The 25,594-nt window shown below is 68.1% G+C and carries 14 protein-coding genes; 3 read left to right on the top strand and 11 right to left on the bottom strand.

Annotated features, from left to right (window positions below; translation table 11 throughout):
• The first annotated feature begins 607 nt into the window (after window positions 1-607).
• Both ACSURM_RS38885 and ACSURM_RS38880 read left to right on the top strand, forming a co-directional pair.
• Window positions 608-1,108, top strand: a complete 501-nt coding sequence (locus ACSURM_RS38885; RefSeq protein WP_436961399.1) for a hypothetical protein — start codon at window positions 608-610, stop codon at window positions 1,106-1,108.
• Between the two features lie 62 nt (window positions 1,109-1,170).
• Window positions 1,171-3,822: a Helicase associated domain protein gene (locus tag ACSURM_RS38880; RefSeq protein WP_436961398.1), complete on the top strand. Its 2,652-nt coding sequence runs from the start codon at window positions 1,171-1,173 to the stop codon at window positions 3,820-3,822.
• 53 nt (window positions 3,823-3,875) lie between these two features.
• Here the strand turns inward: ACSURM_RS38880 and ACSURM_RS38875 are convergent, their stop codons facing one another.
• From ACSURM_RS38875 to ACSURM_RS38855, 5 genes are all read right to left on the bottom strand, one after another.
• Entirely contained in the window at window positions 3,876-4,436 is a 561-nt protein-coding gene (locus ACSURM_RS38875) for a DUF6262 family protein (RefSeq protein WP_436952158.1), read from the bottom strand.
• A complete protein-coding gene (locus ACSURM_RS38870; RefSeq protein ID WP_436961404.1) occupies window positions 4,433-5,449 on the bottom strand; it encodes a tyrosine-type recombinase/integrase in 1,017 nt (338 codons plus the stop codon). The genes ACSURM_RS38875 and ACSURM_RS38870 overlap by 4 nt, the downstream gene beginning before the upstream one ends.
• 187 nt (window positions 5,450-5,636) lie before the next feature.
• Window positions 5,637-6,938: a hypothetical protein gene (locus ACSURM_RS38865; protein WP_436961397.1), complete on the bottom strand. Its 1,302-nt coding sequence runs from the start codon at window positions 6,936-6,938 to the stop codon at window positions 5,637-5,639.
• Window positions 6,935-8,053, bottom strand: coding sequence for a tyrosine-type recombinase/integrase (locus ACSURM_RS38860; RefSeq protein ID WP_436952162.1), 1,119 nt, complete (start codon window positions 8,051-8,053; stop codon window positions 6,935-6,937). Before ACSURM_RS38860 ends, ACSURM_RS38865 begins: the two co-directional genes overlap by 4 nt.
• Before the next feature lie 186 nt (window positions 8,054-8,239).
• Window positions 8,240-12,661, bottom strand: a complete 4,422-nt coding sequence (locus ACSURM_RS38855) for a hypothetical protein (protein ID WP_436952164.1) — start codon at window positions 12,659-12,661, stop codon at window positions 8,240-8,242.
• Window positions 12,662-12,871: 210 nt separating this feature from the next.
• On the opposite strand from ACSURM_RS38855, the gene ACSURM_RS38850 reads away from it, so the two are divergent.
• Window positions 12,872-13,789 carry a helicase associated domain-containing protein gene (locus ACSURM_RS38850; protein WP_436961396.1) on the top strand — a complete coding sequence of 306 codons (918 nt, stop codon included), beginning with the start codon at window positions 12,872-12,874 and terminating at the stop codon, window positions 13,787-13,789.
• Window positions 13,790-13,829: 40 nt separating this feature from the next.
• On the opposite strand, the gene ACSURM_RS38845 is transcribed toward ACSURM_RS38850, so the two are convergent.
• From ACSURM_RS38845 to ACSURM_RS38820, 6 genes are all read right to left on the bottom strand, one after another.
• On the bottom strand, window positions 13,830-14,630 hold the full coding sequence (locus ACSURM_RS38845) for an abortive infection family protein (RefSeq protein ID WP_436961395.1): 801 nt from the start codon (window positions 14,628-14,630) through the stop codon (window positions 13,830-13,832).
• A 59-nt stretch (window positions 14,631-14,689) separates the two neighbouring features.
• Window positions 14,690-15,271: an IS630 family transposase gene (locus tag ACSURM_RS38840; RefSeq protein WP_436955259.1), complete on the bottom strand. Its 582-nt coding sequence runs from the start codon at window positions 15,269-15,271 to the stop codon at window positions 14,690-14,692.
• A complete protein-coding gene (locus ACSURM_RS38835) occupies window positions 15,268-15,783 on the bottom strand; it encodes a winged helix-turn-helix domain-containing protein (RefSeq protein ID WP_436955258.1) in 516 nt (171 codons plus the stop codon). The genes ACSURM_RS38840 and ACSURM_RS38835 overlap by 4 nt, the downstream gene beginning before the upstream one ends.
• 508 nt (window positions 15,784-16,291) lie before the next feature.
• Window positions 16,292-16,567 (bottom strand): hypothetical protein, encoded by a 276-nt coding sequence (locus tag ACSURM_RS38830; protein WP_436961394.1) that lies wholly within the window; start codon window positions 16,565-16,567, stop codon window positions 16,292-16,294.
• 146 nt (window positions 16,568-16,713) lie between these two features.
• Window positions 16,714-22,965, bottom strand: a complete 6,252-nt coding sequence (locus tag ACSURM_RS38825) for a DNRLRE domain-containing protein (RefSeq protein WP_436961393.1) — start codon at window positions 22,963-22,965, stop codon at window positions 16,714-16,716.
• Window positions 22,966-23,602: 637 nt separating this feature from the next.
• Window positions 23,603-25,192 (bottom strand): peptidoglycan recognition protein family protein, encoded by a 1,590-nt coding sequence (locus ACSURM_RS38820; RefSeq protein WP_436961392.1) that lies wholly within the window; start codon window positions 25,190-25,192, stop codon window positions 23,603-23,605.
• Between the last annotated feature and the right edge of the window lie 402 nt (window positions 25,193-25,594).

Genomic DNA, 25,594 nt, shown 5'->3' with positions numbered 1-25,594 from the left:
CCGCGGAGCGGGTATCACATCGCTGCGCGATGTGCAAGCGAACAACCGCGCTGCGCGCGGTTGTTACGCTCCCGCTCCGCGGGAGCGCTGGCGGGACGCTGCGCGTCCCGCGCAACCCGACTGCTGCGCAGTCGGGTTGACGCTCCGTCCGCTGCACTCCCGGAGCGGGGCGGACTTCGTCCGAGATCCGGCCCTCCGCTGACGCTCCAGGCCGGCCGGGCAGGTCCGCTGCGCTCCCCTGCCGTCAACGGTCCTTCCGGCTGCGCCTCCAGTCCCTTCGGGCCCGCTGGCGCGGGCCTGGCTGGCTACGAGGAGTGGGTGGCCGCTCGTTCGTGTCGGGTTTCAGCGTAGTGCATATCTTCTTTTGATGCAGCATGTAGAGTTGGGGAAAACTAGTAACCACCCTCAAGGCTGTTTGAGCTCGACGGGGTGAGCAGAGTCGATGGGGTGCTGAGTGATGATCAGGGACGAGATTCCTGGTGGGCTTACGCGCAGGGCTCAGTATTTTGTTCGAATCCATGGTTACCGAATTCCTGACCCTGGTGTGGAGCAGCACCGGGCCCAGTGGCGGGAGCATGGAATCCCCGCAGCAGAGATTGACCGTACTGTGGCGTACCAGGAAATGTGGGGCGGGATTGCCCTCCCTCCGTCTCCGCACTATGACGGTGGCCCCAGTTCGTTCAGCGCGGACGTCCCTGAGGAGTCGGAGGCGGAGGGCTGGTGGTTCGGGGCCGGGCTGCAGCGCACCGCGCTTCCCTACGCCTTCATGATTGGCCCCGAGGGAGAGTTCGGCATCCATGCCGACACCTGGGTGCCTCTGCACGGCAGCATCGAGGGATGGGTGGAATCGGTGGCCCTCGCGGACCACGCCCGCCGGTGGGCCCGCACTACCACTACGGTGACCGGTGAAGCCGTGGAAGCGCTGCAACTCGATGGCTTCGAGCCGGTCTTGGAGGTTGCCGGACGCTCAGACATCTGGTGGCGAGGAGCTGACTCTCTTGTGGCCGTCTACCGCGGGGAAGCTGAGTGCATGTCGGCACCGCAATGCCGAACCGCCACGGTCTACTCCGGGCTCGATGAATGGGGCCTCAAAGGACTCGGTGCTTAAAAGGGACCACCCGCATCGGTGAGACAGCCTGGCTAACAATGCGATCTCGGCAAGAGGAATTGATGACAGCGCATTTCGGTATTCAGAGGGTCGTGCTCAGAGAACACCAGGTGGATGCGACTGCGCGTATCCGTGAGTGGGTTGGTTTTCCTGCAAGGTCCTCTGTGCCCGCAGAAGGGGCGCGCGCCACGGTGGTGTCCGCCACGGGGTCCGGCAAGACGATCACAGCCGCGTGGGCTGCGCTGGAGTGCTTCCGCGGCGGGCGGATCCTCGCCATGGTTCCCACTCTTGATCTGCTCGTGCAGACCGTTCAGGCGTGGCGGAGAGTCGGACACAACGGGCCGATGGTCGCGGTGTGCTCGCTGGAGAAGGACGACGTCCTGGAGCAGTTGGGCGTGCGGACCACCACGAATGCGATCCAGCTGGCGCTGTGGGCGGGGCATGGGCCGGTGGTCGTGTTCGCCACCTACGCCTCCCTGGTGGACCGTGACGACCCGGAGGACCCTTTGGGTCTGCGGAAGGTCCGCGGGCCGCTGGAGGCTGCTCTGGCGGGCGGGGAGCGGCTGTACGGACAGACAATGGCCCCGTTCGACCTCGCCGTGATCGACGAAGCCCATTCAACCACTGGTGATCTTGGTCGGCCGTGGGCGGCGATCCACGACAACACCCGCATCCCGGCGGACTTCCGGCTCTACCTGACCGCCACCCCCCGCATCCTCGCCTCCCCCCGGCCACAGAAGGGCAGGGACGGCCAGGAGCTGGAGATCGCGACCATGGCGTCCGACCCGGACGGCCCATATGGCGAGTGGATCTACGAACTCGAGTTGTCCGAGGCGATCGAACGCGGCATCCTCGCCGGGTTCGAGATCGACGTGCTGGAGATCCACGACCCCTCCCCCGTCCAGGAAGTATCAGAGGAGGCGCAGCGGGGCCGGCGGCTGGCGCTGCTGCAGACGGCGCTCCTGGAGCACGCCGCCGCGCGGAACCTGCGCACGATCATGACCTTCCACCAGCGAGTGGAGGAGGCGATGGCGTTCGCGGAGAGGATGCCGCAGACGGCCGCCGAGCTGTACGCGGCCGAGGTCTCCGACGAGGCCCTGGCCGACGCGGACGCCCTGCCGAAGTCGTCGATCGACGCGGAGTTCTACGAGCTGGAGGCCGGCCGCCACGTACCCCCGGAGCGGGTGTGGTCGGCATGGCTGTGCGGCGACCATCTCGTCGCTGAGCGACGGGAAGCCCTACGGCAGTTCGCCAATGGCATCGATGCCGCGGGTCGCCGCGTACACCGGGCCTTCCTCGCCTCCGTCCGAGTGCTCGGCGAAGGCGTCGACATCGTCGGCGAGCGGGGCGTGGAGGCGGTGTGTTTCGCCGACACCCGCAGCTCCCAGGTCGAGATCGTGCAGAACATCGGCCGCGCCCTGCGCCCGAACCCCGACGGCACGGCCAAGGTGGCCAGGATCATCGTGCCCGTCTTCCTTAAGCCCGGCGAGGATCCGACCGACATGGTCGCCTCCGCCTCGTTCGCACCCCTCGTAGCCGTCCTCCAAGGACTCCGCAGTCACTCGGAACGCCTCGTCGAACAACTCGCCAGCCGGGCCCTGAGCAGCGGGCAGCGGCACGTGTACGTGAAGCGGGACGAGGACGGGCGGATCATCGGCACCACGGCCGAAGGAGAAGGCGGGCAGGACGAGACCAAGGGCGCCGTGGAGTCCGCGCTGCTGAACTTCTCCACCCCCAGAGACGCGGCGACGATCGCCGCGTTCCTGCGCACCCGGGTGTACCGGCCGGAGTCCCTGGTGTGGCTGGAGGGCTACCAGGCCCTGCTGCATTGGCGGAAGAGCAACCTCATCACCGGCCTGCACGCCGTCCCGTACGACACCGAGACCGAAGCCGGCGCCACCAAAGCATTCCCCTTGGGGCGGTGGGTCCACCAGCAGCGGCGCGTGTACCGCGCGGGCGAACTCGATCCCCACCGCAAGACCCTGCTCGACGAAGCCGGAATGGTGTGGGAACCCGGCGATGAAGCCTGGGAGCAGAAGCTGGCGGTACTGCGGTCGTACCACCGCGCGCACGGTCACCTCGCCCCCAGGCGAGATGCCGTATGGGGCGACGCCGACAGCGAACTGGTTCCAGTCGGGGAACACATGGCCAACCTCCGCCGCAAGGACGGACTCGGCAAGAACCCGCAGCGCGCCGCAGCGCGCGCCGCACAACTCGCCCAGATCGACCCCGACTGGAACTGTCCCTGGCCCCTGGACTGGCAACGCCACTACAAAGTGCTCGCCGACCTCGCCGCCGACGAACCCCACGGCCGACTCCCCGACATCGCCCCCGGCGTGCAGTTCCAAGGCGACGACCTCGGCAAATGGCTCCAGCGACAACGCCGCAGCTGGGCGGAACTCACCGAAGAACAGCAGCAGCGGCTCACAACGCTGGGCGTAACACCCGCCGAACGCCCCGCCTCGGCCCCGACGGCCAAAGGCGGCGGGAAGACGTCAGCCTTCCAGCGCGGCGTCACCGCCCTCGCCCAGTGGATCCAGCGCGAGGGCATCCAGAAGGCAGTGCCGAGGGGACACGTCGAATGCGTCGTCATCGACGGCCAGGAGCACCACCACAAACTCGGCGTATGGCTATCGAATACCAAGACCCGCCGTGACAAGCTCACCGAAGAGCAGCGGGCCGCACTCGCCGAACTCGGAGTGGAGTGGGCCTAGCAAGGTCTTCTGGATTGGGCTGTAGCGGCGGCAGCGGGCCCTTGGGGGCGCCTTCAGCGGTTTGTGTTCTCCTCTCGGATCATCCGTCGCAGGCTGGTGCGTGCTGCGGCCAGGTCTGTTTCCAGGATCCTCACGCGGGCGTGGAGCTCGTGATTGTCGTCGGTGGCTTGCTGGAGGCTGTCTTCGAGTCGTTGGTTGGTCCGTGTGAGTTCGTCGACGCGTTCGATCAGGTGCCCGGTATCGAGGGCGTCGAGTTGCTGTCCGAGCTGGTGTTGGATGGCCTGCCGCATCCGGTCTCTGTCTTCCCTCAGGGTCCGGATCTCCTGCCTGGCGAGTTCGAGTTCTGTGCGCAGCGTTGCTGTGGTGCTCCGCGTCCGCGCGGACGGGGGGATGGTGGGTTGCCGACGTTGTTGTGCGGCTTCGATGTGCTCGCGGATGCCGTCGGTGTAGGTGAGCCATGTCGAGACGTCGGCGGTGCGGGCGACCGCGGCGTGGGTGATCTTCTTGCCCTGCCGTTCCAGGGTGGCGAGCGCGGTCAGGGCTCGCTGGCGTTTGTCGAGGCTGGCGCGGCGGCGGGCCTCGGCGAGGGTGTGCGGGTTGCCGTGGGGATTCATGCCGGGTCGGTCCTGGAGAGGGGTGTGAGCGGCAGCAGGGTGTGGGTGCTGCCGGCTCGGGCTTTACGGAGAACGGTGCTGGCTTCCTCGATCTCCTGGCGCTCCGCCGAAGGGAGGGCGGCGAGGCGCCGCTGCATGCGGTCGGTGACCTGCTCGAACGCTGTGATCTGGGCGGTGAAGGCCGTGATGACGAACTCGGCGGCGTCCATGGCCAGGGCAGATTCGCGGTCGGCGCGCAGTTCGTTGATGTGCTGTTCGATCGCCGGGAGGTAGGAAGGGTCGGGTCGGTAGAAGCCGCAGCCTGCGCACTGGAAGCGGATGGGACAGGATCCGCCTGCGGCTTTGACGTTGCTGGGTTCGGTGCACCCGCCGTAGGGGACGGCGACGGAGCGCAGTTCGTAGGCGGTCTCTGAGCTGGGGCTGGGGCGGCCGTGATTGTCGACGACGTGGGTGGCGAGTTTCGTCACAGCGTCGCGCTTTCGTTTCAGGGAGACGGTGTAGTAGCGCTGGGTGGTGCAGACCGACTTGTGATCCATCAATTCACGCAGGACGTCGAGCGGGGTCCCTGCGTCGGCGTGGCGTTGCGCGTAGGAGTGGCGGAAGGCGTACGCGTAGATGAGGGAGCGGTCGAAAGGCAGCGGGTTGCCGTGGGTGTCGGTGCCTTCGCCGTGCAGGTGGGGGATGGAGTCAGCCCAGTCGCGCAGGGTCTCGCCGAGGTAGTTGGTGGGCAGGTAGGGGCGGACGGCGAGGTGGGTGAGAGCGGGGAAGAGGTAGTCGGCGCCAGTGGGCGGGAGGCTGGACTGGAGCTGTTCTCGGCGTTCTTTCCAGGTGCGGATGGCTTGGGCGGTGGCTGTGGTGATGGGCAGGCGCCTGCGGTGACGGCGAGCCTTGTGGTTGTTCCAGACCAGACAGATCTGGTCGTTGCGGGTTTCGAGGCAGTCCCGAGGCAGGGAACAGATTTCAAGGGGCCGCCGTCCGGTGTCTCTGAGCAGGATGTACAGCGTGCGGTACATCAGCTGCAGGTCGTCAGGGGCAAGGGTGCGCTGGCCGCGGGCCCGCCCGTGGCCGAGGAGGTGGAGGTGGGCGTCGAGCTGGCGAATCACCGGTTCAGGGATCGCCTTTCCGACCTCGTCCTCGTTGGTTTCCTCTTCAGAGATGCGGTGGTTGACGGGGTCGCGGACGAAGGCGGCGGAGAGGGTGTCAGCGGTGCCTGAGCGGCGGCCGTAGTCGATCAGGGCGAAGAAGTGGCTGGCGATGGACATGCGGTAGTTCCAGCCGGCTGGTTCGCCGTCCAGCTTGAGCGCGGTACGGAACGCGTCGACCACGGCAGTGACGTCGTCGTAGCGAAGCCGTGTGGGGGTCGTCGCTTGCGGGGCGTTGCGCGAGAGCCCGGGAGGCGAGTTCGACGCCGCGCAGCGTGCGGGCGAACTCGTCCGCTCCCGGGCGCTGCTGGATGGTCCAGGTGCGCAGCAGACCGCGCAGCCACGGCTGCCGGATGGTGCGCAGGTCGACGGTCTTGGACTGCCGGATACCGGCCGGGGTGCGCGAGCGCTGGCCCAGCGCACGCAGATCCAGGACGTCATCCTGTGCCGGCGCGGTGCCGGTGTGCTGTGCGTGGCCTGCCCGGACCGCCGTCCGCACGCGGCTGAGCATCCGCAGGACTGCGACGGTGGAGCGTGGGCACATCTGCTGGTCCGTGATGTCGCCGATAAGTGTGCTGGTCCCGGCCAGGTCCCGCACCATGCGGCGGACCTGCGGGGGCTCGAAGATCCGCAGCCACGGGTCCACCTGCTGCAGACCGTAGAGAACCTCCCAGCGCAGCGGCTCGGGCAGCGGCAGGAGACTGAACTGGTGCGGGGCGAGGTACGGGGGCTGCTGGGCTGCCCACGCCGCTACATCCGCGTCCGGGTGGATGCGGCGGTGTTCGCGGAAGCGCTGCGCGTGGTGCCGGCACAGGCCCCGGCCGTACAAGCCCGGCAGCGGACAGGCTGACGCCGGGCAGGCAGGGGTATCGGCGTAGGGCACGGCGGTGTCCTCCCACCGGCCGGCGGTCTTGCGGGTGGTGTGGGTCTTCCACTGGGTGTAGTGCGTGGCGCACAGTTCTTTGCAGTGCCGGGGCCGGACACAGCGCTGCCCGTCCTTCGTGAAGCGGCACTGCTCCGGAACACCGCCGAAGGCAACCCGGTTGCGTAGCGGCACGAAGGTCCGCGCGAACTCCGCGGCGGACAGCGGCGACTTCTTCTGTCCCTCCTTGCAGAAGGGGCAGAAGATGTTGGCCGGTGAGACCACGGTGTCGCATACCGCCGTACGGCACAGCGACACCGAGCTGCGCGGCTCCTGCACACTCCCGGTGAAAAGCCAGCACTCCGGCCGCCACTCAGCCGGCCGCCAGGCGGGATCGAGATGGTCTTGCAGCCACCGCACCCATCTCCCGGCGTCGAGCTCCACCGCGTTTTCGGTGCGCGGTGCGGGCAGCCGCGAGAGCACGGACGCGATACTCATGGGCGCTCCGTCAGCAAGCCGACGCGCTCGACCGCTGCCCGCGCCTCGGCGTCGTCGACGTGCCGGTACTGCTCCATGGACAACGGAGAGGCGTGGCCGAGGAGGCGCTGCACCACATCGCGGTCGACACCGTCGCGCAGCCAGCGCGTCGCCGCCGAGTGACGCAGCATGTGCGGACGACACGCATGCCCGACAGCGCGGCCCAGCCGGTCGAACATCTCTTTGGCGTTCGGGTACGACATCGCCCGGCCCAGCGGAGGCCGGAACAGATTCACGAACACCATCTCCGACTCCCCCGCCTCGGCCACGTCGTCGCGTTCGTACTGGTAGTCGGTGTAGAGGGCGACCAGGTCGGCGGTGACCGGTACGAAGCGGTGACGGCGGGACTTGGCCAGGACCCGGTTGGGGTTGTCGGTGCGGCGGCGGACATGCACGTGCGGGCCCTCGACACCGCAGCCCACAGTCCGTGAGGAGGCCAGCAGGTGCATGTCGTCCCGGTGCAGGCCGAGCGCCTCGCCGATCCGCAGCCCCGTACACGCCAGCAGTGCGATCAGGAAACGATCCCGGGCGCTCGGCGCCGCAGCGATCATCCCGCGGATCTGCTCACCACTGAGGTCCTCGTAGCCCGGCTCGGTGACCTTGAAGCGGAACACGGCGGCCTCGGCCTGGAGCCGCTGGCCCGATTCGCCGGTGTCGTAGCCGGGCGGGGTGAAGCGCAGCAGTTTCGGCTGGGACAGCAGTCCCGCCGTGCTGGCCGGCACCCAGCCGTGCACAGCAGCGAACCGCAGGAACTCCCCCACCACCGTCATGATCGCGTTCGCCGTCCCCCGCGACCGGTAACGGACCGGCCCGGGCCGCACCTGGCCAGCCCGGGGCGGAAGGGGCGTCTCCACCAGCCACCGCTGCACGTCGGCCAGATCCAGAAACCCAGGGGTCCGCCAGTCCAGCCGCCGCATCCGGCAGTAGTTCAAGTACAGAGCGACCCGCCCCGCATACGCGCGCTCGGTGTTCGGCGAACACCCCCGCGCCCGCAACGACGCCAGGAACGCCACCGCCTCGGTCTGCAGATCAAACGAACCGGCGTCCACCACCACCCACCGCACCACACCAGTCACGGGAGAAAAAGCACGCTCCGCCACAAAGTCGACATCCACGTGACAAACACAACCATCGCCCGCAGCGACGCGTACGGCACTCGTTCACAGCCCATCACCGCAGGTGACAACCCAAACAAACATTTCCCCACCGCTGGCTCGCCCCGAGATAACTCTCGGCGGGGCCAGGACCAGGGCTCAGTGGGGTCAGCGTTCGTTTTCCAAAGCAGCGGTCAACCCGTAGGCACCTGCCTGCGAGAGCCTGTCGATGACGTCCAGGCAACGGATCCGTTCGGCCTGCCGGCTTTGCCGATAGAGGCGGAGGACTGCCGAGACCAGGTGGTGGCCGTCCGCCGCACGATGGGTTCTGAGGTCGCCGAGCTCCCTGCCCGCGTGCTGAACGATGCGCTCGCACGCATCAATGGCGACAGTGGGAAGGGGGCCAGCGTGGTCGTAGAGAGCGAAGGCCAGATGTTCGAGGTGGTCAGGGAAGGCCTTGCCGTCGAGGAACGCTCTGACGAGTTCTTCGGCTTGTGCAGGAAACAGGTCGAACACCTGCCGCATGCCCTGGGAGGCGTTCTTTCGCACGTCGGCGTCATCGTCGTTGAACAGCGGGAGAAAGTGCGGGTAGTGATCGATGTTGTCGGCGAAGACCGATGCAGCCCCACGGCGGGCGAGGGCGCTGAGTTCATCCGTGCTGTTCGGAAGGTCCGGGGTGAGGCACCCCTGAATGGTGGCAACAGCCCAGGACTGGCCTGCGAGTTCGGCCGTATCGCCCGTCCCTTGTAGGGCTCGAGCAAGGTGGGCAGCGAAACGCGAGGGTTCACGAACCAGGGTGTTGATGAGCAGCCGTTGAGTGGTGGAGGCGTTGTAGACGTTGGCGTCCTGGTGGTTCAGGAGTTGTTCAGCGGTGTCTAGCGCAATCTGCGGGTCATGCTTCATCAAGGCCAGTACAGCCTGGGCGGCACAGACTCGGACAGCGAGCACAGGGTCGTTGGCGAGGCGGGTGGCCAGGGGCGTCAAGGCGTGCAGGTGCTCACTGCCGTGGAAGAGCAGGGCGGCAACGGTGAGCGCTGCCTGGCCGCGGTTGGAGTTCATGCCGACGGTCAGCAGATCCGTGCGGGTTCCTTCGGCATCCGGATGACGGATGTCATGCTCGGGGTGGGGGTCTGTGGTGTAGCCGTCGAGGGCCGGCAACAGAGCAGGAGTGAAGTTCTGCGGGGCCGCCTGCAGGGCCTGGCAGATCGTGAGCGCTGCCTCGGAGCCGAGCGTCTGGTGGGTGTGGAAGGCCAGTCGTTCCCAGCGGTCGGCATCCAGATGGGGCGTGACCGCCTCCACGATCGCGCAGAGGTAGGCGGCTGGTGAGCCTGGGCCGAGAGTGAAGGCGAAGTCGGTGAAGCGGTCGGGTTCCTGTTGTGCGCGGCTGCCAAGTGTCCGAGCGAGCTCGTGGACGCCTCCTCGGAGAGGCCAGAACCGTTCGGGCTGGGGCCGGGCGTACTTGTCCAGGGCACGGTGCCACTGGTCGTCGGTCATATGCCGGGCCGCATGGTCACTGATCGGCGAGCCGACGACCCCAGTCTGAATTGGTGTCGGTGGCGACGGTACGTGGCCGGGGAACTTGCGCTCCCATTCGGCGAGCCGACGGCGTACCGCTGCACTACGGCGCGAAGGGCAGATCGCCGACAACAGCTCGTACTGGCTCCGGCCCCAGGCGCTGCGCTGCCCCTTCTGCCGTCGGCGCTCCCACGCCGGGTAGTAGCCAAGCAGCACCGCGGTCAAGCGATCCAGCATCTCGTCCGTGCAGTGGGGGGTCGCGGTCTCGATGAGTTCGCGCGAGGCCCAGCGCGCGCTGTCCACCCATCCCAGGCGCAGGTGGCGCTCATCGGTCAGGAGCCAGGCGATCGCCTCATCGGGCTGTCCCAGGGCAGTGTGCAGGCGGCAGGCGAGGAAGCGTAGTTCCTGAACTGGTGAGGCGGTCAGTTGCCGCAGGGCATCGGCAGCGGCAGCCGGGGCTTGGCCGGCCAGGCAGCGCAGTGCCGTGTCGAGGGCGGCCAGCAAGGCGGTGTCGACACTGCGGCCGCCCACGAGTCGGTAGGCCCAGCGGCCACCGAGGTCCTGGGAGCCGGTACGGCCCGCGCTGCTAGCGGTGGCCACGTCGATGACGAAGGGCAGAACCTGGTCGACGTAGGTTTCCGGTTCGGCCTGCGCGATGCGGGAGAGGACCGTGTCGGCCACCTGTGAGTTCGTTGACAGGTGCTCGGACGCGAAGGGGTCGCCGGATCCGTCGGCGCGGGCACGGGCTAGGTGACGACGCAGATAGGCGCCGACAAGGCGGGCAGCGGGAGCGGGGTGGGTTTCGGACAGACTGTAGAGGAGCGACCAGAAGTCGCTGTTGACCGCTATCGCCCCCCTGGCCTCATCCGCATACCCTCGGTCGATCAGATCGACAGCAAGGTCGACAAGGTCGGGCGTGAGCGCCCACTCGATCAGCCCCACCAGCCGGCGCCGCCACTGCGGCGTGGTGCCCACGTACGGTCGCACCAGCTCTGCGACACGTTCGGGCCGGTGGCGCGCGACGGCCAGCAGTTCAGGGAACGCAGCATCGGCAGTTTGCGGCGTGCCCAGCCAGCGTTCCCACCTCTGATCGTGGTCGGCGGCGTCGAACCACTGCGGCAGGGCGAGCAGACCTCGTACCTTGCCCGCCACAGGAACCTGACCCCAGGCGAGCGGTTCGATGGCCTTCCAGTCAGGCAGAGCGGCGTCGAGCTGTCCGAGGACAGCAATGATCACATCATGCAGGTGCGGGCGGATCTGGTCAGAGCCCAAGAGCCTGGCCACCGTGGTGCGAAAACGTCCGAGGTCCGTGCCGGCGAGGTGCTCGAGGATCTGCCTGGTCTGGGCGCGACGGAACAGATACTGACCTGAATTGGCCAGGAAATCGTGGATGTCCTCTCCGGTGGAGATGAAGGACCGGGCGAAGAGGAAATCGAAGTACGTCTCGTGGAAGAACCCGATCTGTTCCCCGTCGCGCACCAGCACACCGTGCGACTCGAGCACCTTGATGTGCTGGCGGGCGAAACCGTCGAGGAGAGCCAAGGGCGCCTGGAGGGTTTCACGTTCGCTCATGGAGGCACACAGCGTGCCCGTGATACCCCGCCAGTCCAGCGCGGCGACCTGTCGCTCGATCTCCTCGCGCCGTTCATCGGTGTAACGCGCGTACAGCTCCTGCAAGGTCCGGTACGAAGCGCCGCGTGCGGAGGGCGACAGGCGGCTGAAGACCGACAGATGCAACGGAGTCCGCAACAGCTCCAGTGTCACCGGTCCCAGGCCGTCGGGATCCGTCCCGCTGGCGGACAGGACAGCCCGCACCTGTTCCGGATCCAGAACGCTGAGGGGGAATCGGGCTGTCCGGGCGGGGTCGGCTACGAGACGGGACAGCCTCCGGTCGTTGTCGATGTCGACGGTGCGTGCTACCAGGATCACCTTGACGTTCGGGGTGACGACCAGCTGTGCGAGTACGTCTTCCACGGCCTCGTAGGCGTCCGACATCCTGCCGTTGTAGGTGCTGACCGCATCCAGCTGGTCAATCACCAACAGCGCCGGCGTTCCGTCCGCGACCCCAGCCAACAGCACCGCCGGCGAGTCCGGCAGGGTCATCTTGGTACCCAGGTCCTTGGCCGTCTGCACACTCGCGTCGGCGCCGTCCATCCGGACCGCGGCCGCCGGCCATCCCTGCTCGGTCAGCCGGACCAGAACGTCGGTGACGACCGCTGACTTACCCAAGCCAGCGCCGCCCTCGCAGACCACCACCTGCGGGCCGTCCTCAGCCACCAGGCGCTCGTACAGCTGCTCCACATGCGGACGAGCGGCCATTCCAAAGGCGGGCTTGTCCCGTCGCACGCGCCGCACAAAGCGATCGACCGTCCCGGCCAGGGCCGTGAGCGTCCCGGTGTCACCCGCCAGCAGACGTGGGCGCACCCCCGGCACGGTTAGAAGATGGCTGCGGATCTGGGAGCCGGTGAGGCGCTGGTGCAGGTGCTCGTCGAGATAGCCGCTCAGCTGCCTGACGATCACTTCCGGGTCCCCGACAAACAGCAGCTCATACTCGGAGACCACCAGGCGGCGCAGTGCCTCTGGTGGGATGTGCTCCACGTGCACGGCCTGCAGATACCGCCAGCCGACCTCCCGGTCGACCGGCATCCCGTTGTCGGACCAGTTCTCAAGTACCTGTACGAACTGGGGAATCTGGGCCTTGGTGATCATGCACTCGAACTCGGCGAGTGTGTCGGCGCCCCGGGCCCGCTTAGAAAGATCATGCAGTTCAGGGGCCCCCGTGGACAGCACAAGGCGCACCTTCTTGCCCCCCGCAAGATGCCCCGTGACCGCCTCGAGGATCTTGCCCGCAGCGTTCAGGGTCCACGGCCCCTTCGAGGGGACGTCCTTCACCTGCTCGCACCAGGTGCCGTCGTCCGCCTCGAGCTCGAACTCGATCCCGGCGCCCGCTGGGCCCGGGGGTTCCAGACGAATCCGCGTCGCCCGCCCCCGCAGCAACTCCGCCACCCTCAGCGCGGTCCACCAGTCCTCGTACCGGTTACCCGCCTTGTCCGCAGCGCCGCCCGCCAGTCCCACTCAGACTCACTCCCCCAGGACGTCCCATCGGCTCCCACCCTTCGGGGACCGCGCCACGCGACCCTACTCCCACCAACCGACAACCATGCAGACCGTCACAAAATGACCAGAGCATGATCATCTACGGCTGCAGGCTCCACCACCACCAAACGTGCCTACTGGACAGCCCTCCCTGAGATAAAGGGCCTGCGGGCTCACGATGAGGAGGCCGTGGAATTGCTGGCGATCCCGCAGGAGCCTCAGAAGGACGTCGTGCAGCCCTCCGAGTACATCGGTGCCGCGCCCGGTGATGATGAGGGAGAAACCCGTCTTCTGCTGCGTTTTGCGGCTCCGCGTGATCCGGTGATGGTCGCGAACTGGGTGTCCTTCAACGTGATCGACACGGAGCGGCAGGACTGGGCGCGGGGCTGGGCGAAGCTCAAGGAGTTCACGGAGCGTGAGGGTCACGCCCGGGTGCCGTACGAGCACAAGGAGGGTGCGTTCCCGCTGGGGACGTGGGTTGCGGAGCAGCGGCGGGCGTACGGGGCGGGGCAGATGAGCGGCCGGCGGGCGGCGCGGCTGGAGAAGCTGGGCATGGCCTGGTCGGCGGCCGATGCGCGGTTCCAGGAGAACCTGGCGGCGGCCCGGGTGTACTACGCGGCGCATTGGACGCTGTGCGCTCCCCGGTCGGCGGCCGCGCTGGACAAGCCGATCGGGCAGTGGCTGTCCAACCTGCGCCGTCCCGGTGCGCTGGCTGAACACCCTGAGTGGGAGGCCGCGTTGAAGGCGATCGACGAGGACTGGAATCCGTCGTGGCCCCCCGAGTGGCAGCGGCACTACGCCGCGTTGCGCGAGTTGGTGCGCGACGAGGAAGGCCCGGTTCAGGTCCTGCCCGGTTTCACCGTGCAGGGCATGGACGTGGGGAAGTGGCTGGCCCGGCAGCGCAAGCCCGAGGTGTGGGCGGCCCTGGCGCAGTACAAGGCCCGCACGGGCTCTGTGAAGGTCCCCAGGGCCCATGTAGAGGCGTTGCCGGACGGGACGGAGATCAAGCTCGGTGTGTTCCTGTCCAACAGCAAAAGCCGCCGGACCAAACTGACCGCCGACAAGCTCGCCGCGCTCGCCGCCCTCGGACTGAAGCGGGCAGCGTGACGGCATGGTCAAGTGTCCGCCCCATCCAGAGCGGACAGGCTCAAGAAGCGGCGGTTGGCGGCTGAGGCTGGGCTGGTACTACGGACTTCCTCCAAGGCGCTGTGGGGTCCCCGAGGGTGTCGAGCATGAGCTGGCACCAGGTGATGGCCGCGTTGGCAGCGAGTTGGGCGTGGCGGATTCCGAGATTGGTAGGCGCGCTGGCCTGGCCGTGGCCAGTGCCGTACCCGCGGTTACGGAGTTCTGCCACTCCGATGGCGATCGCCGCCACGCCACCAAGGATCTTCTTGACTGCGTCCGTGCTGTCCGGGCCGGGAGTGACAGACGAGGCGTCGAGATGGAGAGCTTTCTGAGCCTGTTTGACGAGGGCTGGAACCTTCGTGTGCTCCTCGATGGCGACACCCTTTTCTCGCGGTACGGTCTTCGCGGTCGCCTCGATCAGCTGCTTGGCGCTTCCGATCGTGGCGGCTGGATCGTCTGCGATAGTGCGGCTGGCCCGTTCCAGCTCCGCAAGGATGCCCGACGGGTCGGTCAGCTTCTCCAAGTGCCCCGTGGTGACGGGCCGACGCAGCCAGGAAATCCGTCCACGCTCGTCCACGCTGAGGCCGTCACGTTCCAGCTTGACGGTGACTTCCTCCAGCCAGTTGCCCTCCCAGCCGCTCTGTCGACAGTGGCGGAGGAGGTCTTCGAAGACGAGTAGAGCACGAGAGACCTGGGCGTAGTCCGTCCAGTCGACCGCAGCGGCGTACGTCTCGAATGTGGTGCGGCGCACGCTAGTGTCGTCGTAGTTCAGTTCGTCCTCGGGAACGGGGGCGAAGTTGTGGTCCTGCCAAGCCTCGGTCACGAGGCGCACCGTCATGTCGGTCGCCAGCGACCGGAACTCGTTGCGGGTAGCGCGGCTGACTACTGATCTTTTCGTAAGTTCGGTGGGCAGATGGTCAGGCCGGTATGGGCGAGGAAAGACCATGGCAGTCGGGGGTCGGCGGTGATGCGGTGGATGCCTTGCTCGGTGGCGTCGGCGACATCGGCGAGGTGGTCGCCGGCGAGGTTGGCGAGTTCACGCTTCTTGAGCGAGGACCACAGCAGTTCCACCGGGTTCAGCTCGGGAGCGTAGGCGGGTAATCGTTCCAGGGTGAGCCAGTCCTGTTCGGCGACCCAGGCCCGCATCGCCCGGCTCCAGTGGGCGGACAGGCCGTCCCAGACCAGGACCACTCGCTCGCCGCAATAGAACACCTTCACCTGCTCCAGGACTTCGATGAGCCCGGCGGTGTCGTAGCTGCCGGGCTTGAGGTGGAAGCACAGGCGGGCCCCGCGATCGGGATCGGCGGAGTGGTAGCCCAAGGCTCCGGCCATCGACGCGCGCTTCCAGTTCAGACGGTGCCGCAGGAGCGGAGTCCGCCCTCGGGGCGAGTAGGTGCGGCGGATCTGGGGGAGCAGGGAGACGCCTGATTCGTCGAGGAAGACGATCCAGGCACGTGTGTTCACGGCCCCTTTTTGATGCGCGGCCACTCGTGCGCGATCCACCGGGCGATCTCCGACTCGTCCCGCTCGACCGCCCGCCGCTCGGGCCGTTGCAGGCTCCATCCGAGCCGGCCGGTCAGCAGCCGCCACACCGACGCCCTCGACAACACCACCCCCGTTGCCCGGGTGACGACCGCGCCCACTCGTTCCAGGGTCCACAGATCAGCCTCGAAACCATGAGCCTGGGCACCTTGCTCCAACGCGGCCCGGACCATCTCGACCTGGGTGTCGTCCAGCTTGGGCGGGCGTCCGGTGGCCGCCCGTCTCCGCAGGCCCGAAGCACCGTCTTGCTCCCACACCCGCCGCCAGCGCCGCACACTCTCGGCACATACCCCCACCGCCCTCGCGATCTCCGCATTCGAGACGCCGCCCTCGAACAACTCGACTGCCCGAACACGACGCGCCTCCGCCAACTGAGGCCGCGACAAGGGAGGAAGGGAGGAGCCGACAACCGAAGGGGAAGGTTGATATGCCACCCCAACAGCCTCCCACTCACACGGCCACCACACCCACCGAACTTACGAAAAGATCAGTAGGGTCTGTTGCGAAAGTGGATTTTGTTCGTTGAATGATCACGTCCCGTGGGACGTGGGGATCTGAGGACGGGCACCGTGGCCAGGTGGGTGCACATGATCAGCTGCGAGAGGAGGCTCTTGCCGGCGCTGGTGGGGACACTGATCAGGAGCCGGTCGGTTGCCGGATGCAGCGGGTTGGCGGCCGGACGGGTGAGGAGTTCGCGCTGCGGTGGCCACAGGGTCAGTACAGCGGGGAAGTCAGGGTGAACGCTTGGGCGGCAGCATGTGGGGTTCCGGGTCGAGGAGATGTGCGGCCACCCATCGCGCGTTGAGGTCACCGATGCCGGCCTCACCGTTCAGCACGCTCAGAAGGTGGTCGCCAGAGTGGGACCTGTCGGTCTCCGTCTTGCTGTGTGGGGGCTCGCCGCTAACAGTGGCGGGCCCCCACAGGCGTCGTGCCATATGGCAGTTAACGCGGGTTCTGCAGCAGCTTGAGTTCCCACTCGCTGTCGGGCTTGCCGCTGCCTTCTCGGTCATCGTTGGTGATGACTTCTTCCCCAACAACGACTTCGAGGCGCCAAGCGCCGATCCCTGCCATGCCACGCCGAAGCGTGGCATCGCCAGAAAGGGCCTTCACCAACAGCTCTTCCACCTGATCGAGACTCACAGGCGTGAAGATCCAGTCGTTGATGCGTACTTCAGCCGTGGGTGAGTCAGGGTGACCACCGTACAGGGTGAACCACACGGGGACTCGTCCGCACTGTCCCTCCCAGTCGATGGACCAGCCACCGAGCTCTGTCCTTTCCGGGGTGACGGTGTTCGGAACGGCGTCAGATCTCCTGAGTGCCGATTCCACTGCTGCTGCCCAACGGACGGCACTGCTCGGTTGCATTACAGGAAGCCTCCGTGGAACCAGTCGTAGTGCTTGCGGTAGATCTTGACCCGGAAGACGGTGCGAGTCATTTTCACACCCCACTGGCGCTTGAACCCGTGAGCGCTCCAGCCCATGGCGAAGCGGCTGCCGCGGTTCCACGAACCCATGCGCCCGGATCGGTGGATGTCGCCGAACAGGCGGCTTCCGGTTCCGAGATAGCGGGAGCGGGACGCCCAGGAGCCGAATCGACTGGTGTAGGTCAAGGCCTTGAAAGCGCGGTATCCGCGGTAGGCCCATACGGCCTGCCCGAGGCCGGGAGTGAAACTCGCGGCGGTGGCTGCGATGTCCCACTTGTGTCGCCAGGCCCACCTGCCCGTTTTCCGCGCCAGCTTCCGCCAGCTCCACTTCCCGTCGAGGTCGAACTGGTTGATGGGATCGCCGTTGCAGTACTCATAGGCGTTGGCCGAGCCGCCGGGCACGGGGTCGGTGGACAGGAAGCGTCCGGTGGCGGGGTTGTAGAGGCGTACGCCCATGAGGGTGAGGCCGGTGAGGGTCTCGCTGGAGCGCTGCTTGCCGCCGAGCCATCCGTAGCGGACAGGGTCCTGGCCGGCGCGCGGGTTGCCGTACTCGTCGTAGTCGAGGACGGTCGGCGCGACGCCGCTGTCGGCGGGCAGTTGCAGGGCGGTGTCGCCGTGCAGGTTGGACAGGGTGAGGACGGTGTCGCCGCTCTTGGCGGTGGTGGCGGCGAGGTTGCCGTCGAGGCCGTCGACGTTGCGGGTCAGCGCTCCGGTGGCGGTGTCCTCGATCGTCCAGCGGGGGTTGTCGCTGTCGGAGTCGTAGTGGTTGAGCTTGGAGGCGGTCTGTGTCCAGGTGCCGGAGGCGTTGGACTCGGTGGTGAAACCGCGTCGGCGCAGGGCCGAGTCCAGGGTCCAGGTCTGGCGCTGGCTTCCGGCGGTCTGCTGCTGGACCAGGTCGTTGGTGTAGTAGCCGATGGTGGAGCCGGGCAGGGCGGTGGTGCGGCCGAAGGCGTCGTAGGTGTAGCCGCTGTTCACGAGCCGGTCGGCGGTGTCGTAGCTGTAGCTGGTGGTGGTCGCTCCGCTGGTGGGGCAGTCCAGGCCGACCCCTGCGGTGGCGGTCGCCAGGGCCTTGCGGTTGGTGTTCTTGTCGAAGGTGTAGGCGCGGGTGGTGCAGACCGCGTCGGGGGTGGTGTCCTGGACCTGGGTCAGGCGTCCGGCCTTGTCGTAGGCGTAGGCCTGGGATGCGGTGACGCCGGGGGTGCCTGCGTGGGTGGCCCACTGCCCCTGGACGGTCTCGGTGATGCTGTCGGAGAGCAGCACGGTGCCGTCGCTGTCGCGGGTGTAGGTGCGGCTTGTGGCGGTACCGGTCGGGTCCTGCTCCTCGGCCATGGTGTAGCCGCCGGGCAGGCCCTGGGTGGTTATGTCGCCGTCGGCGTCGTAGCGGGCGGTGAAGGTGCCGGCGACCGAGTCGGTCATCGACGTGGTCAGTCCGCGCGGGTCGATGGTGGTGTCGTAGGTGTAGGTGGTGGTCGACGGCACGCTGTCGCTGACCTTGGTGGGCCGGTCGAGAGCGTCGTACTGGGTGGTGGTGACCGCGCCGTCGGCGTCGGTGTAGGAGATCAGGCGGCCGAGCTGGTCGTACGCCTTGGTGATGGTGCCGCCGGCGGTGGAGGTCTGCTTGACGGCCTGGCCGGTGGCGCTGTCGTAGGTGGTGGTCACCGCGGGGACGGCGGCGCCGACGCCGCCGGTGACGGTAACCGTTGTCGGCCGGCCGGCTCCGTCGTAGTCGGTCGTGGTGGTGCGGGTGGTGTTGCCCGACGTTTCCGTGACGGTGGTGGGGTTGCCCCACCGGTCGTACTGGGTGGTCGTGGTGGGCAGGGTGGTGGGGTTGGAGCCGCCGCCGGTGATGGCCGCGGCCGGTCCGGTCTGGCAGACCGCGTCCGCCCACTCCGGTCGGCCGCCGCACGTTCCGGTCCCGTCACCGGTGTAATACGTGGTGACCGTGGTGCCGGCATCCGATCCGGTGGAGGCGGGCTGGCTCTTGCTGATCACGCGGCCTTGGTCGTCGTAACCGGTCGTGGTGGTGATCGCCAGTCCGCCCGGGTCCCGCGTGGTGGAAGTCGGCAAGCCCTTGACCCAGTCGTAGACGGTGGAGGTCACTCGCGCGTCGGCCGGAAGGTCCGGCCAGGAACGCACCTGGGCGTCGGTGGTCTGCTTGGTGACCTGGTCCTTGACGGTTGCCGTGCCGTCGGTTGGGCGGCCGGCGTCGTACTCCTTCACGGTGTGCTGGCGGGCCAGGACCTGGGTGCCTGCGGCGGCCACGGTGGTGGTGCCGTTGGTCAGGTCGGCTGCCAGGGTGACCTGGCGCAGGGGTGCGTAGGTCTCCAGTTCGCGGGTGCCGTCGGTGCTGTAGACCGAGGTGCTGGAGAGCAACTGGGCGCGTTCGGAGGAAGCGAGAGCGTTGATGCCCAGGTCGGTGAGCTGGTCCTTCTGGGGCTGGGTGGTGCCCAGGGCGAGCTCGCGGTTGCCCGCGGTCAGGGTGCGTACCGTGTTGCCGAACCGGTCGTGCTCGGTCACCGAGATGTGGTGGCCGGGGGTGGCCTCGTTGACCTCTTGGCCGGAGGCGTTGAGGTAGTGGATGCCGGCGCGGGTGTAGGCACCGGCGGCAAGGTCCGCGCCGTTGCTGGAGCCGGGTACCTGGTCGGCGGGGAAGACGGCGGTGGCGTCGGTGGGCAGATCGCTCTGCCCCCAGGACGCGACCGTTTTCGCGCTCAGATCCTCGGGTGCGTTGTTGCCGCTGACCGGCACGCCGTAGACCACGGTGGTGGCGGCTGTGCCGTTGGTCTGGCCGGCACTGCCGGGGGTGAGTGTGGCCCGGGAAGCAGATGTCAGCATGCCGTCACCGGCCGCCGGGTTGGATCCGGCCTTGCCGTAGGCGAACGTCCACGGCAGTTGTCCGGCCGGGGTCAGGGTGGTGACCCGGCCGGCGCTGTCGTAGGCGTAGGCGGTCTTCAGCGCGGGGCTGATGCGGGGATCCCACTGCTCGCGCAGCCGTCCGGCGTTGTCGTAGGCGTACTGGGCCACGGCGGTGGCGGTGGCGGCGGAGGCGCCGGGGGCGGTGGACCACAGCTTGATCTGGCTCACCTGGTCGGTGAAGTCACCGAACGTGGTGGAGGTGGCGGTGGTGGTCGTCGGGTAGACGAACTCCAGCACCCGGCAGCCCTTGACCGAGGGGTCGGCCTCGCACGTGGCCAGTGTCGTGGCGGTGGTCGCGGCGATGACTCTCTTCGGACGGGCCAGGGTTTTGCCGCCTACGGTGACGGCCTCGGAAACCACCTTGGTGGTGGAGTTGGCCAGGCCGTCGGCCAGTGAGCTGGAAACCGTCCACGTCGTCGCAGACGAGCCGACCTTGGAGAAAGTCGTCACCGTGCCGTCGGTGTCGGAGAGGGTGAAGTCACCGGAGGCGAAGGAACCTTTGAGGGTCAGGTCCTCCGATCCCGGCTCGGGCACCCAGCCGGTCTTTGCCGCGTTGGACGTGAACTTGATCGTGTCGCCGTCCACGGTGACCACGTTCAACGAAGTCGCCGAGGTCTTCACGATCTGCGTGTAGTCGGAGTCGACGTCGTCGACAGCGGTGCCGGACAGCCACTCCTTGCCGAAGATCGGCGCCTGCCCCTCCTGTGCCGCCCCGGCCTGCGGGGTGCGGGAGGAGGCGGTACGGGTCACCGACATGCCGAAGAACGAGGCGTCGGTGTCGGAGAGGGTGTAGTCGCCGGTGAGCAGGTTCACCGATCCCGGCCCGACTTCCTCTGATGCCGCTCCGTCGGCGGTGCGGTCGACCACCACGGTGATCGCCTCTGAGGAGGTGGAGGCGCTGTTCGGGCCGGTGAAGTCCGCCCGCAGCTGCACGGTTCCGTCAGGGCTGACAGTGGAGGTCGCGTTCCAGGCCAGGCCGGGGCTTTTACCACCGGTCAGGGCGACGGGCCAACTGGTCAGGGGCTGCCCGCTCGACATCACGTGACCAGCGGGGATGGGTGTCCAGGTGTCCGCGTCACTGCGTCGCCAGGAAAAGGTGACCTTGTCGTACTTGCCGGCGTCGGCTTCGGCGGCCAGCGGAACGCGAGCGGCGGTGCGCGTGCCGTCGTCAGGGGCCGTCACACCTCCCGGGCCGACGTGGAAGGTGTAGGAGATGGCCTCGGACTTGTTGTCCGCCTTGTCGGTGGCACGCACCTGCAGGGTGTTGGTACCGGCCTTGGCGGGAGTGACGGAGAAGGTCACCGGGGTGGTACCGGAGGTCGTGACCTTGGTCCAGGTGCTGCCGTCCAGCGACCATTCGATGCCGTTCTGGTCCCCGGAGGGCGGGGTGACGGTGAACTTGCCCGCCTGGCCGGCGCCCTTGGTCCACTGGTCGGCGGGGTAGTCGGTGGAGGTCACCGACGCGGGTGCGGAGGGTGCGGAGGTGTCGACGGTGAAGGTGGTCCAGGCGGACCAGTCGGTGTTGTAGTGGGTGCCGTCGTAGGGGTTGGTGCGGAACTTGTACGTCTTGCCGTTGGCCAGGATGCCGGCGGGGACCTTGACCGAGGCGGGCTGGCCGCTGGGCACGTACGGAGACACCAGTACGTTGCCGACCTGGGTGTTGGTGGCGGCGTCGTAGATCTGGAAGGTGCCGTCGACCTTGTCGTTGTTGGCGTCGGTGAAGGTGTCCCGCAGGGTCGGGGTGGTGGTGTTGACGTACCAGGTGCCCGAGGAGTCCTTGAAGAACGGCGGGCCGGCCTGCCGGTCGGTGCCGGTCTTGGGCCGGTAGTTGTAGGTGACCGTGAGTTTGGGCGGGTTGGCCGCCGCGTTCGCGGAGTTCACCCGTTTCCACGACGTGGAGGTGTCCTCGTCCGTCGTGCGCAGGCCCATGTTGCCCCGGGTGGCCTTGGCCGAGGCCCATGCCTGCACCAGGTTGGTGACGTCCGCGTTGATCCACCCGTCCGGCTGGCTCGCGCAGCCCGGGTTGCCGGCCGTCTCGGTGGAGGTGGCGTACTTGGTGTTCCACGTCGGCTGGCCGGCCCAGCGTGAGGAGGTCGAGGCGGCGCCGGTGGCCCACACTTCCCACGGGTAGGCCTTGCAGTCGGTGTTGCCCGAGTGGAAGTTCCACAGCGACAGCTTCGCCGAGGAGACCAGCGCGTCGGCGATCGGGGAGGTGTTCCAGGTGATGAACGAGTGTGCCACGCGGGGGGTGCCGTCGGCGTTCTTGGTGCCGGGGTTGCCCAGGTCCAGTTCGGTGTCGGCGGACCAGTCGACGGTCTCGCCCTGCTGCACATAGGTGTCGAAGACGTTGCTCAACGTCGTGGTGGAGGGGTCCACGGTGACCGGATACTTCGTCGCCTTGTCGGCGAGGAAGCCGGCGTCCGGCGTGAAGACCAGGTCGATGCCGGAGCCGTGCTGGACGACCTTCAGCCCGACCTTGGCCCGGTGGGTGTGCTCGCCGGAGACCGGGTCCACGCCGGCGTCCCACATCACCGGTGCGGGCATCACCGCGCGCTTCTTGCCCGTTTTGGCGTCGGAGAACACGACACTGCCGTCGGCCTGCTGCGCCGCCTTCAGGCCCTTGGCCTTGAGCGGCATGGTGTAGGTGTAGCCGTCGGTGGCGGGGCGCCGCTTGATGGTGACGTACTGCTCGAAACCGGTGCGGGTGGCCTCCACGACCACGTCCGCCCCCGGCACCGCGTCGCGGTAGGTGGCTTTCGGCCCGTCCAGGACCGGTGCGGGCAGGCCGCCCTTCCACTGGAGCGCGACCTGCTCCTGCCCCTGACCGAGGGTGACCAGGGTGCGTGCCGCGGCCTTGTTCGCCTCCTTCAGCGACGCGGGCCTGTTACCGCCCTTGCCTCCCAGGACCAGGCCTTCTGGGTGAGCAGCGGGCACGATCGAGCCGTCGGCGCGGGCTGCCAGGTCCAGGTTCACACCGACCCACTTGCCGTCACGCTCGAACCGCACCGGGCCGGCCGACAACTCCGTGGTCAACGACCCGTTGGGGTTGACCCACGTCGTGGACGTCTCGGTGCGTTCCGACAGCGCCTCGACCCGCTTGCCCGACAACCGCGCCGCCACCCGTGCCGATGGCAGATCCGGCGCCTGCGTCGCCCAATGCTTGCTCTGCTTGGCGGACTTGGCCGGGGTTCGGGTCGCGGCGAAGGCCGTTTCGCTCCCGTTGAGGAGCGAAACGGATACCGCCAGGGCGAGCGCCCCCGATATGGGAACGGCCACTCTCCGAAAAAGCCCCCGCCGCCATCCAGGCAGCGAGGGGTGTTGCTGTTGCACTCTCAACCTCCTTGTGAAGGCCCTGTGATGGGCCAAGACGGGAGATTAAGGCGCGGGACATCACCAAGTGGAGAGCCGAAAAGGGTAAGTGACCATGGAGTTAACCCGATATGTTGCGCTTCCCCCTCTCAATTTTGACGGACTCTTTGCTAGTTGTTGGGAACCCTTGCCCGGAAATGGCTGACGCACATCTTGTGAAGATCGTCGAGACGGTCATGGTCGTCACGCCCGACTCGCCAACGGGGGACGCCGAAGGGCACCCGGCCCACCGCTCGATGGTCGTCCGGATTCGGCCCGTTCAGCCGCAAAGAGTTGCGGCTGCTTCCTGCCCTCGTATCACCCCAGCTCAAGCTCGGCCGGGACGAGCTGGTCATCCGCGTTCTCAATCCCAGCGTGCCTCGCATTCACCGGGGCCGAGACAAGAGCACTCCCCGCGGCCGGTCACCGCAGCGTGCCCCTTGCGCCCACGGGTCGAGTGCTCCCACTCGGCCCGCTTATTTCTCCGGGCGAACGAGGGGAGGAGAACCGCAGTGCCGGCTCCGTTGCCCGCTCGGGCCGGGAGCCGGCACTGTGGCTGCAAGGGTCAATTGAGGACGGCGATGCCGTCGGTGGTGACGGTGGGCCGGCCGGAGGTGCCGACGACCACGATTTTCACGGTGTGCTGTGCCGCGCTGCTCCAGGTCTTGGTCCACATGGCCTGGCGGAACAACGTGGTGGCGGACTTCAGGTCGACGGTGGCCTGGTACACGCCGTCGAGGTAGACCTTGACCTGCCCGGAGGTGGAAGCCCGCGAGGCGATCCAGGCCACCGAGCGGCCCTTGAACGTCCAGGTCAGGGAGGCCGCGGCGGTCGAGGAGCTGGACGAGTAGCCGCCCAGGTAGCTGGTGCTCGACCGCTTGCTCCAGCTGCCCGTGGCCTTGGCCGCGCTTTCCTGCAGCAGCGTCGCTGTCCGTGTGACCGAGGCCGTGGCCGTGTTGCCGGCCAGGTCGGTGGCCTTCAGCGCGAACTGGGTGGAGGCGCCGGCCTTGGCCGTGGTGGACCAGCTGGTCGCCGAGCTCGCCAGGGTGGCCGCTGTCGGTGAGGTGGCAGCCTGTGCGCGCACCCCGTTGTCGTCGGCGGCCTTCCAGGTGACGGTCACCGGGACACCGGCCGTGTTCACGGTGCCGGTGCGCAGCGCGGCCGAGGGGGCGGTGGGGTAGGTCGGGCGGGTGGTGTCCGCGATCACCGTGACCGCGGCGGACGTGGTGGTCTTGCCGCTGACATGGGTCACGCGCACCTGGACGGTGTGACGGCCGCCGGTCAGCGTGATGGCCGCGGCGGAGGCGCTGCCCGGCGTTTTCGCCGCGGTGGCGCCGTCGACGAGGACCTCGGCGCCGGTCAGCAGCGCGGTGGGCGTGGCGGTGGTCCAGCGGACCGTCGCCCTGGTCCCGGTGACGTAGGCGGTGCCTGCCTTGGCGGCGCCGCTGGGGCCGTCGACGCCGGTGACGGTGAGTCCGGTGGCGGGACCGGCCGCGTAGGAGCGGATGTCGGCGAGCTTGCCGTAGAGCTGGTTGCCGGGGCAGTCGGTGGCGAATCCGTTGCGGTGTCCGGACACCGCGTTCAGGGTGTAGCTCTGGCCGTAGGTGAAGCCGTAGCTGTCCTTGGCGCCCTCGGTGAGGGTGCTGGTGGCGGTGGGGCTGATGCCGGACATGTTCAGTTTCCAGGCGGCCAGGCGGGCTATGGAGGTCAGCATGGCCTTGGTCGGCGTGGCGCCGGGGATGGTGCTGGACGTGGAGTCGCCGCCGCTGAGGTCGGTGTAGGTTCCGATCGCGGCGATGCCCATGGAGTCGGTGTTGAAGCCGTATGTCTGGGCTCCGACCACCGGCAGGGCGGTGCCGCCGAAGCGGCCCTCGAAGATGGTGCCGCATTTGTCGACCAGGAAGTTGTAGCCGATGTCCCGCCATCCCTGGTGCAGGTGCAGGGCGTACAGGCTGCGCACGATCGCCGCGCTGTCGCCGCAGGAGTAGGTGTTGGTCGTGTCGGTGTGGTGGACGAAGACCACCTTCACCGTGCGGCCGTAGTCCGGGTAACCGGCATCCCGCGCGCATTCGTCCGCGCCCCAGCCCGCGCGGGTGACCACCGGCGGAGCCGGCACCGTCGAGGTGCGGGGCGCGGCCGGCAGGGGGCTGGGCACCGTCTGCGGGACCGCGGAGGCGTTCGGGCACGACGGGTACGCCGCGGACAGGGACGGCAGGTAGCCGGGAGGGCTCGGCGGAGTACTGGGCGCGGTGGTGGTGGGAGCCGCGCTGGGGGAAACCGGGATCGAGGTGCTGGGTGAGGGCGTCCCGGAACCGGTCGGGGGCTCGGAGACGCTTTCGCTGGGCGAGACCGGAACGGAGTCCGACGGGGAAGCCACCGGAACCGAGGCCGCGTCCGTCGGAGTCTGCTCCGGCGCCGAGGACGAGGACCCGGTGGGTGCATCCGTCGGTGTTTCGTCCCCGTCCGCGTCGACGGCGTACCCCGCCGGCTCCAGCGCGGCCGCGGCCTGCCCGCCCCCCACGCCTCCGGCCGACGCCTGCGCACGCCCGGGATCCAC

Source organism: Streptomyces sp. SudanB182_2057 (assembly GCF_964272715.1).
GTDB lineage: Bacteria > Actinomycetota > Actinomycetes > Streptomycetales > Streptomycetaceae > Streptomyces > Streptomyces rubradiris.
The sequence above is the reverse complement of the archived record's forward strand: the minus strand, read 5'-3'. Positions and strand labels throughout refer to the sequence as shown.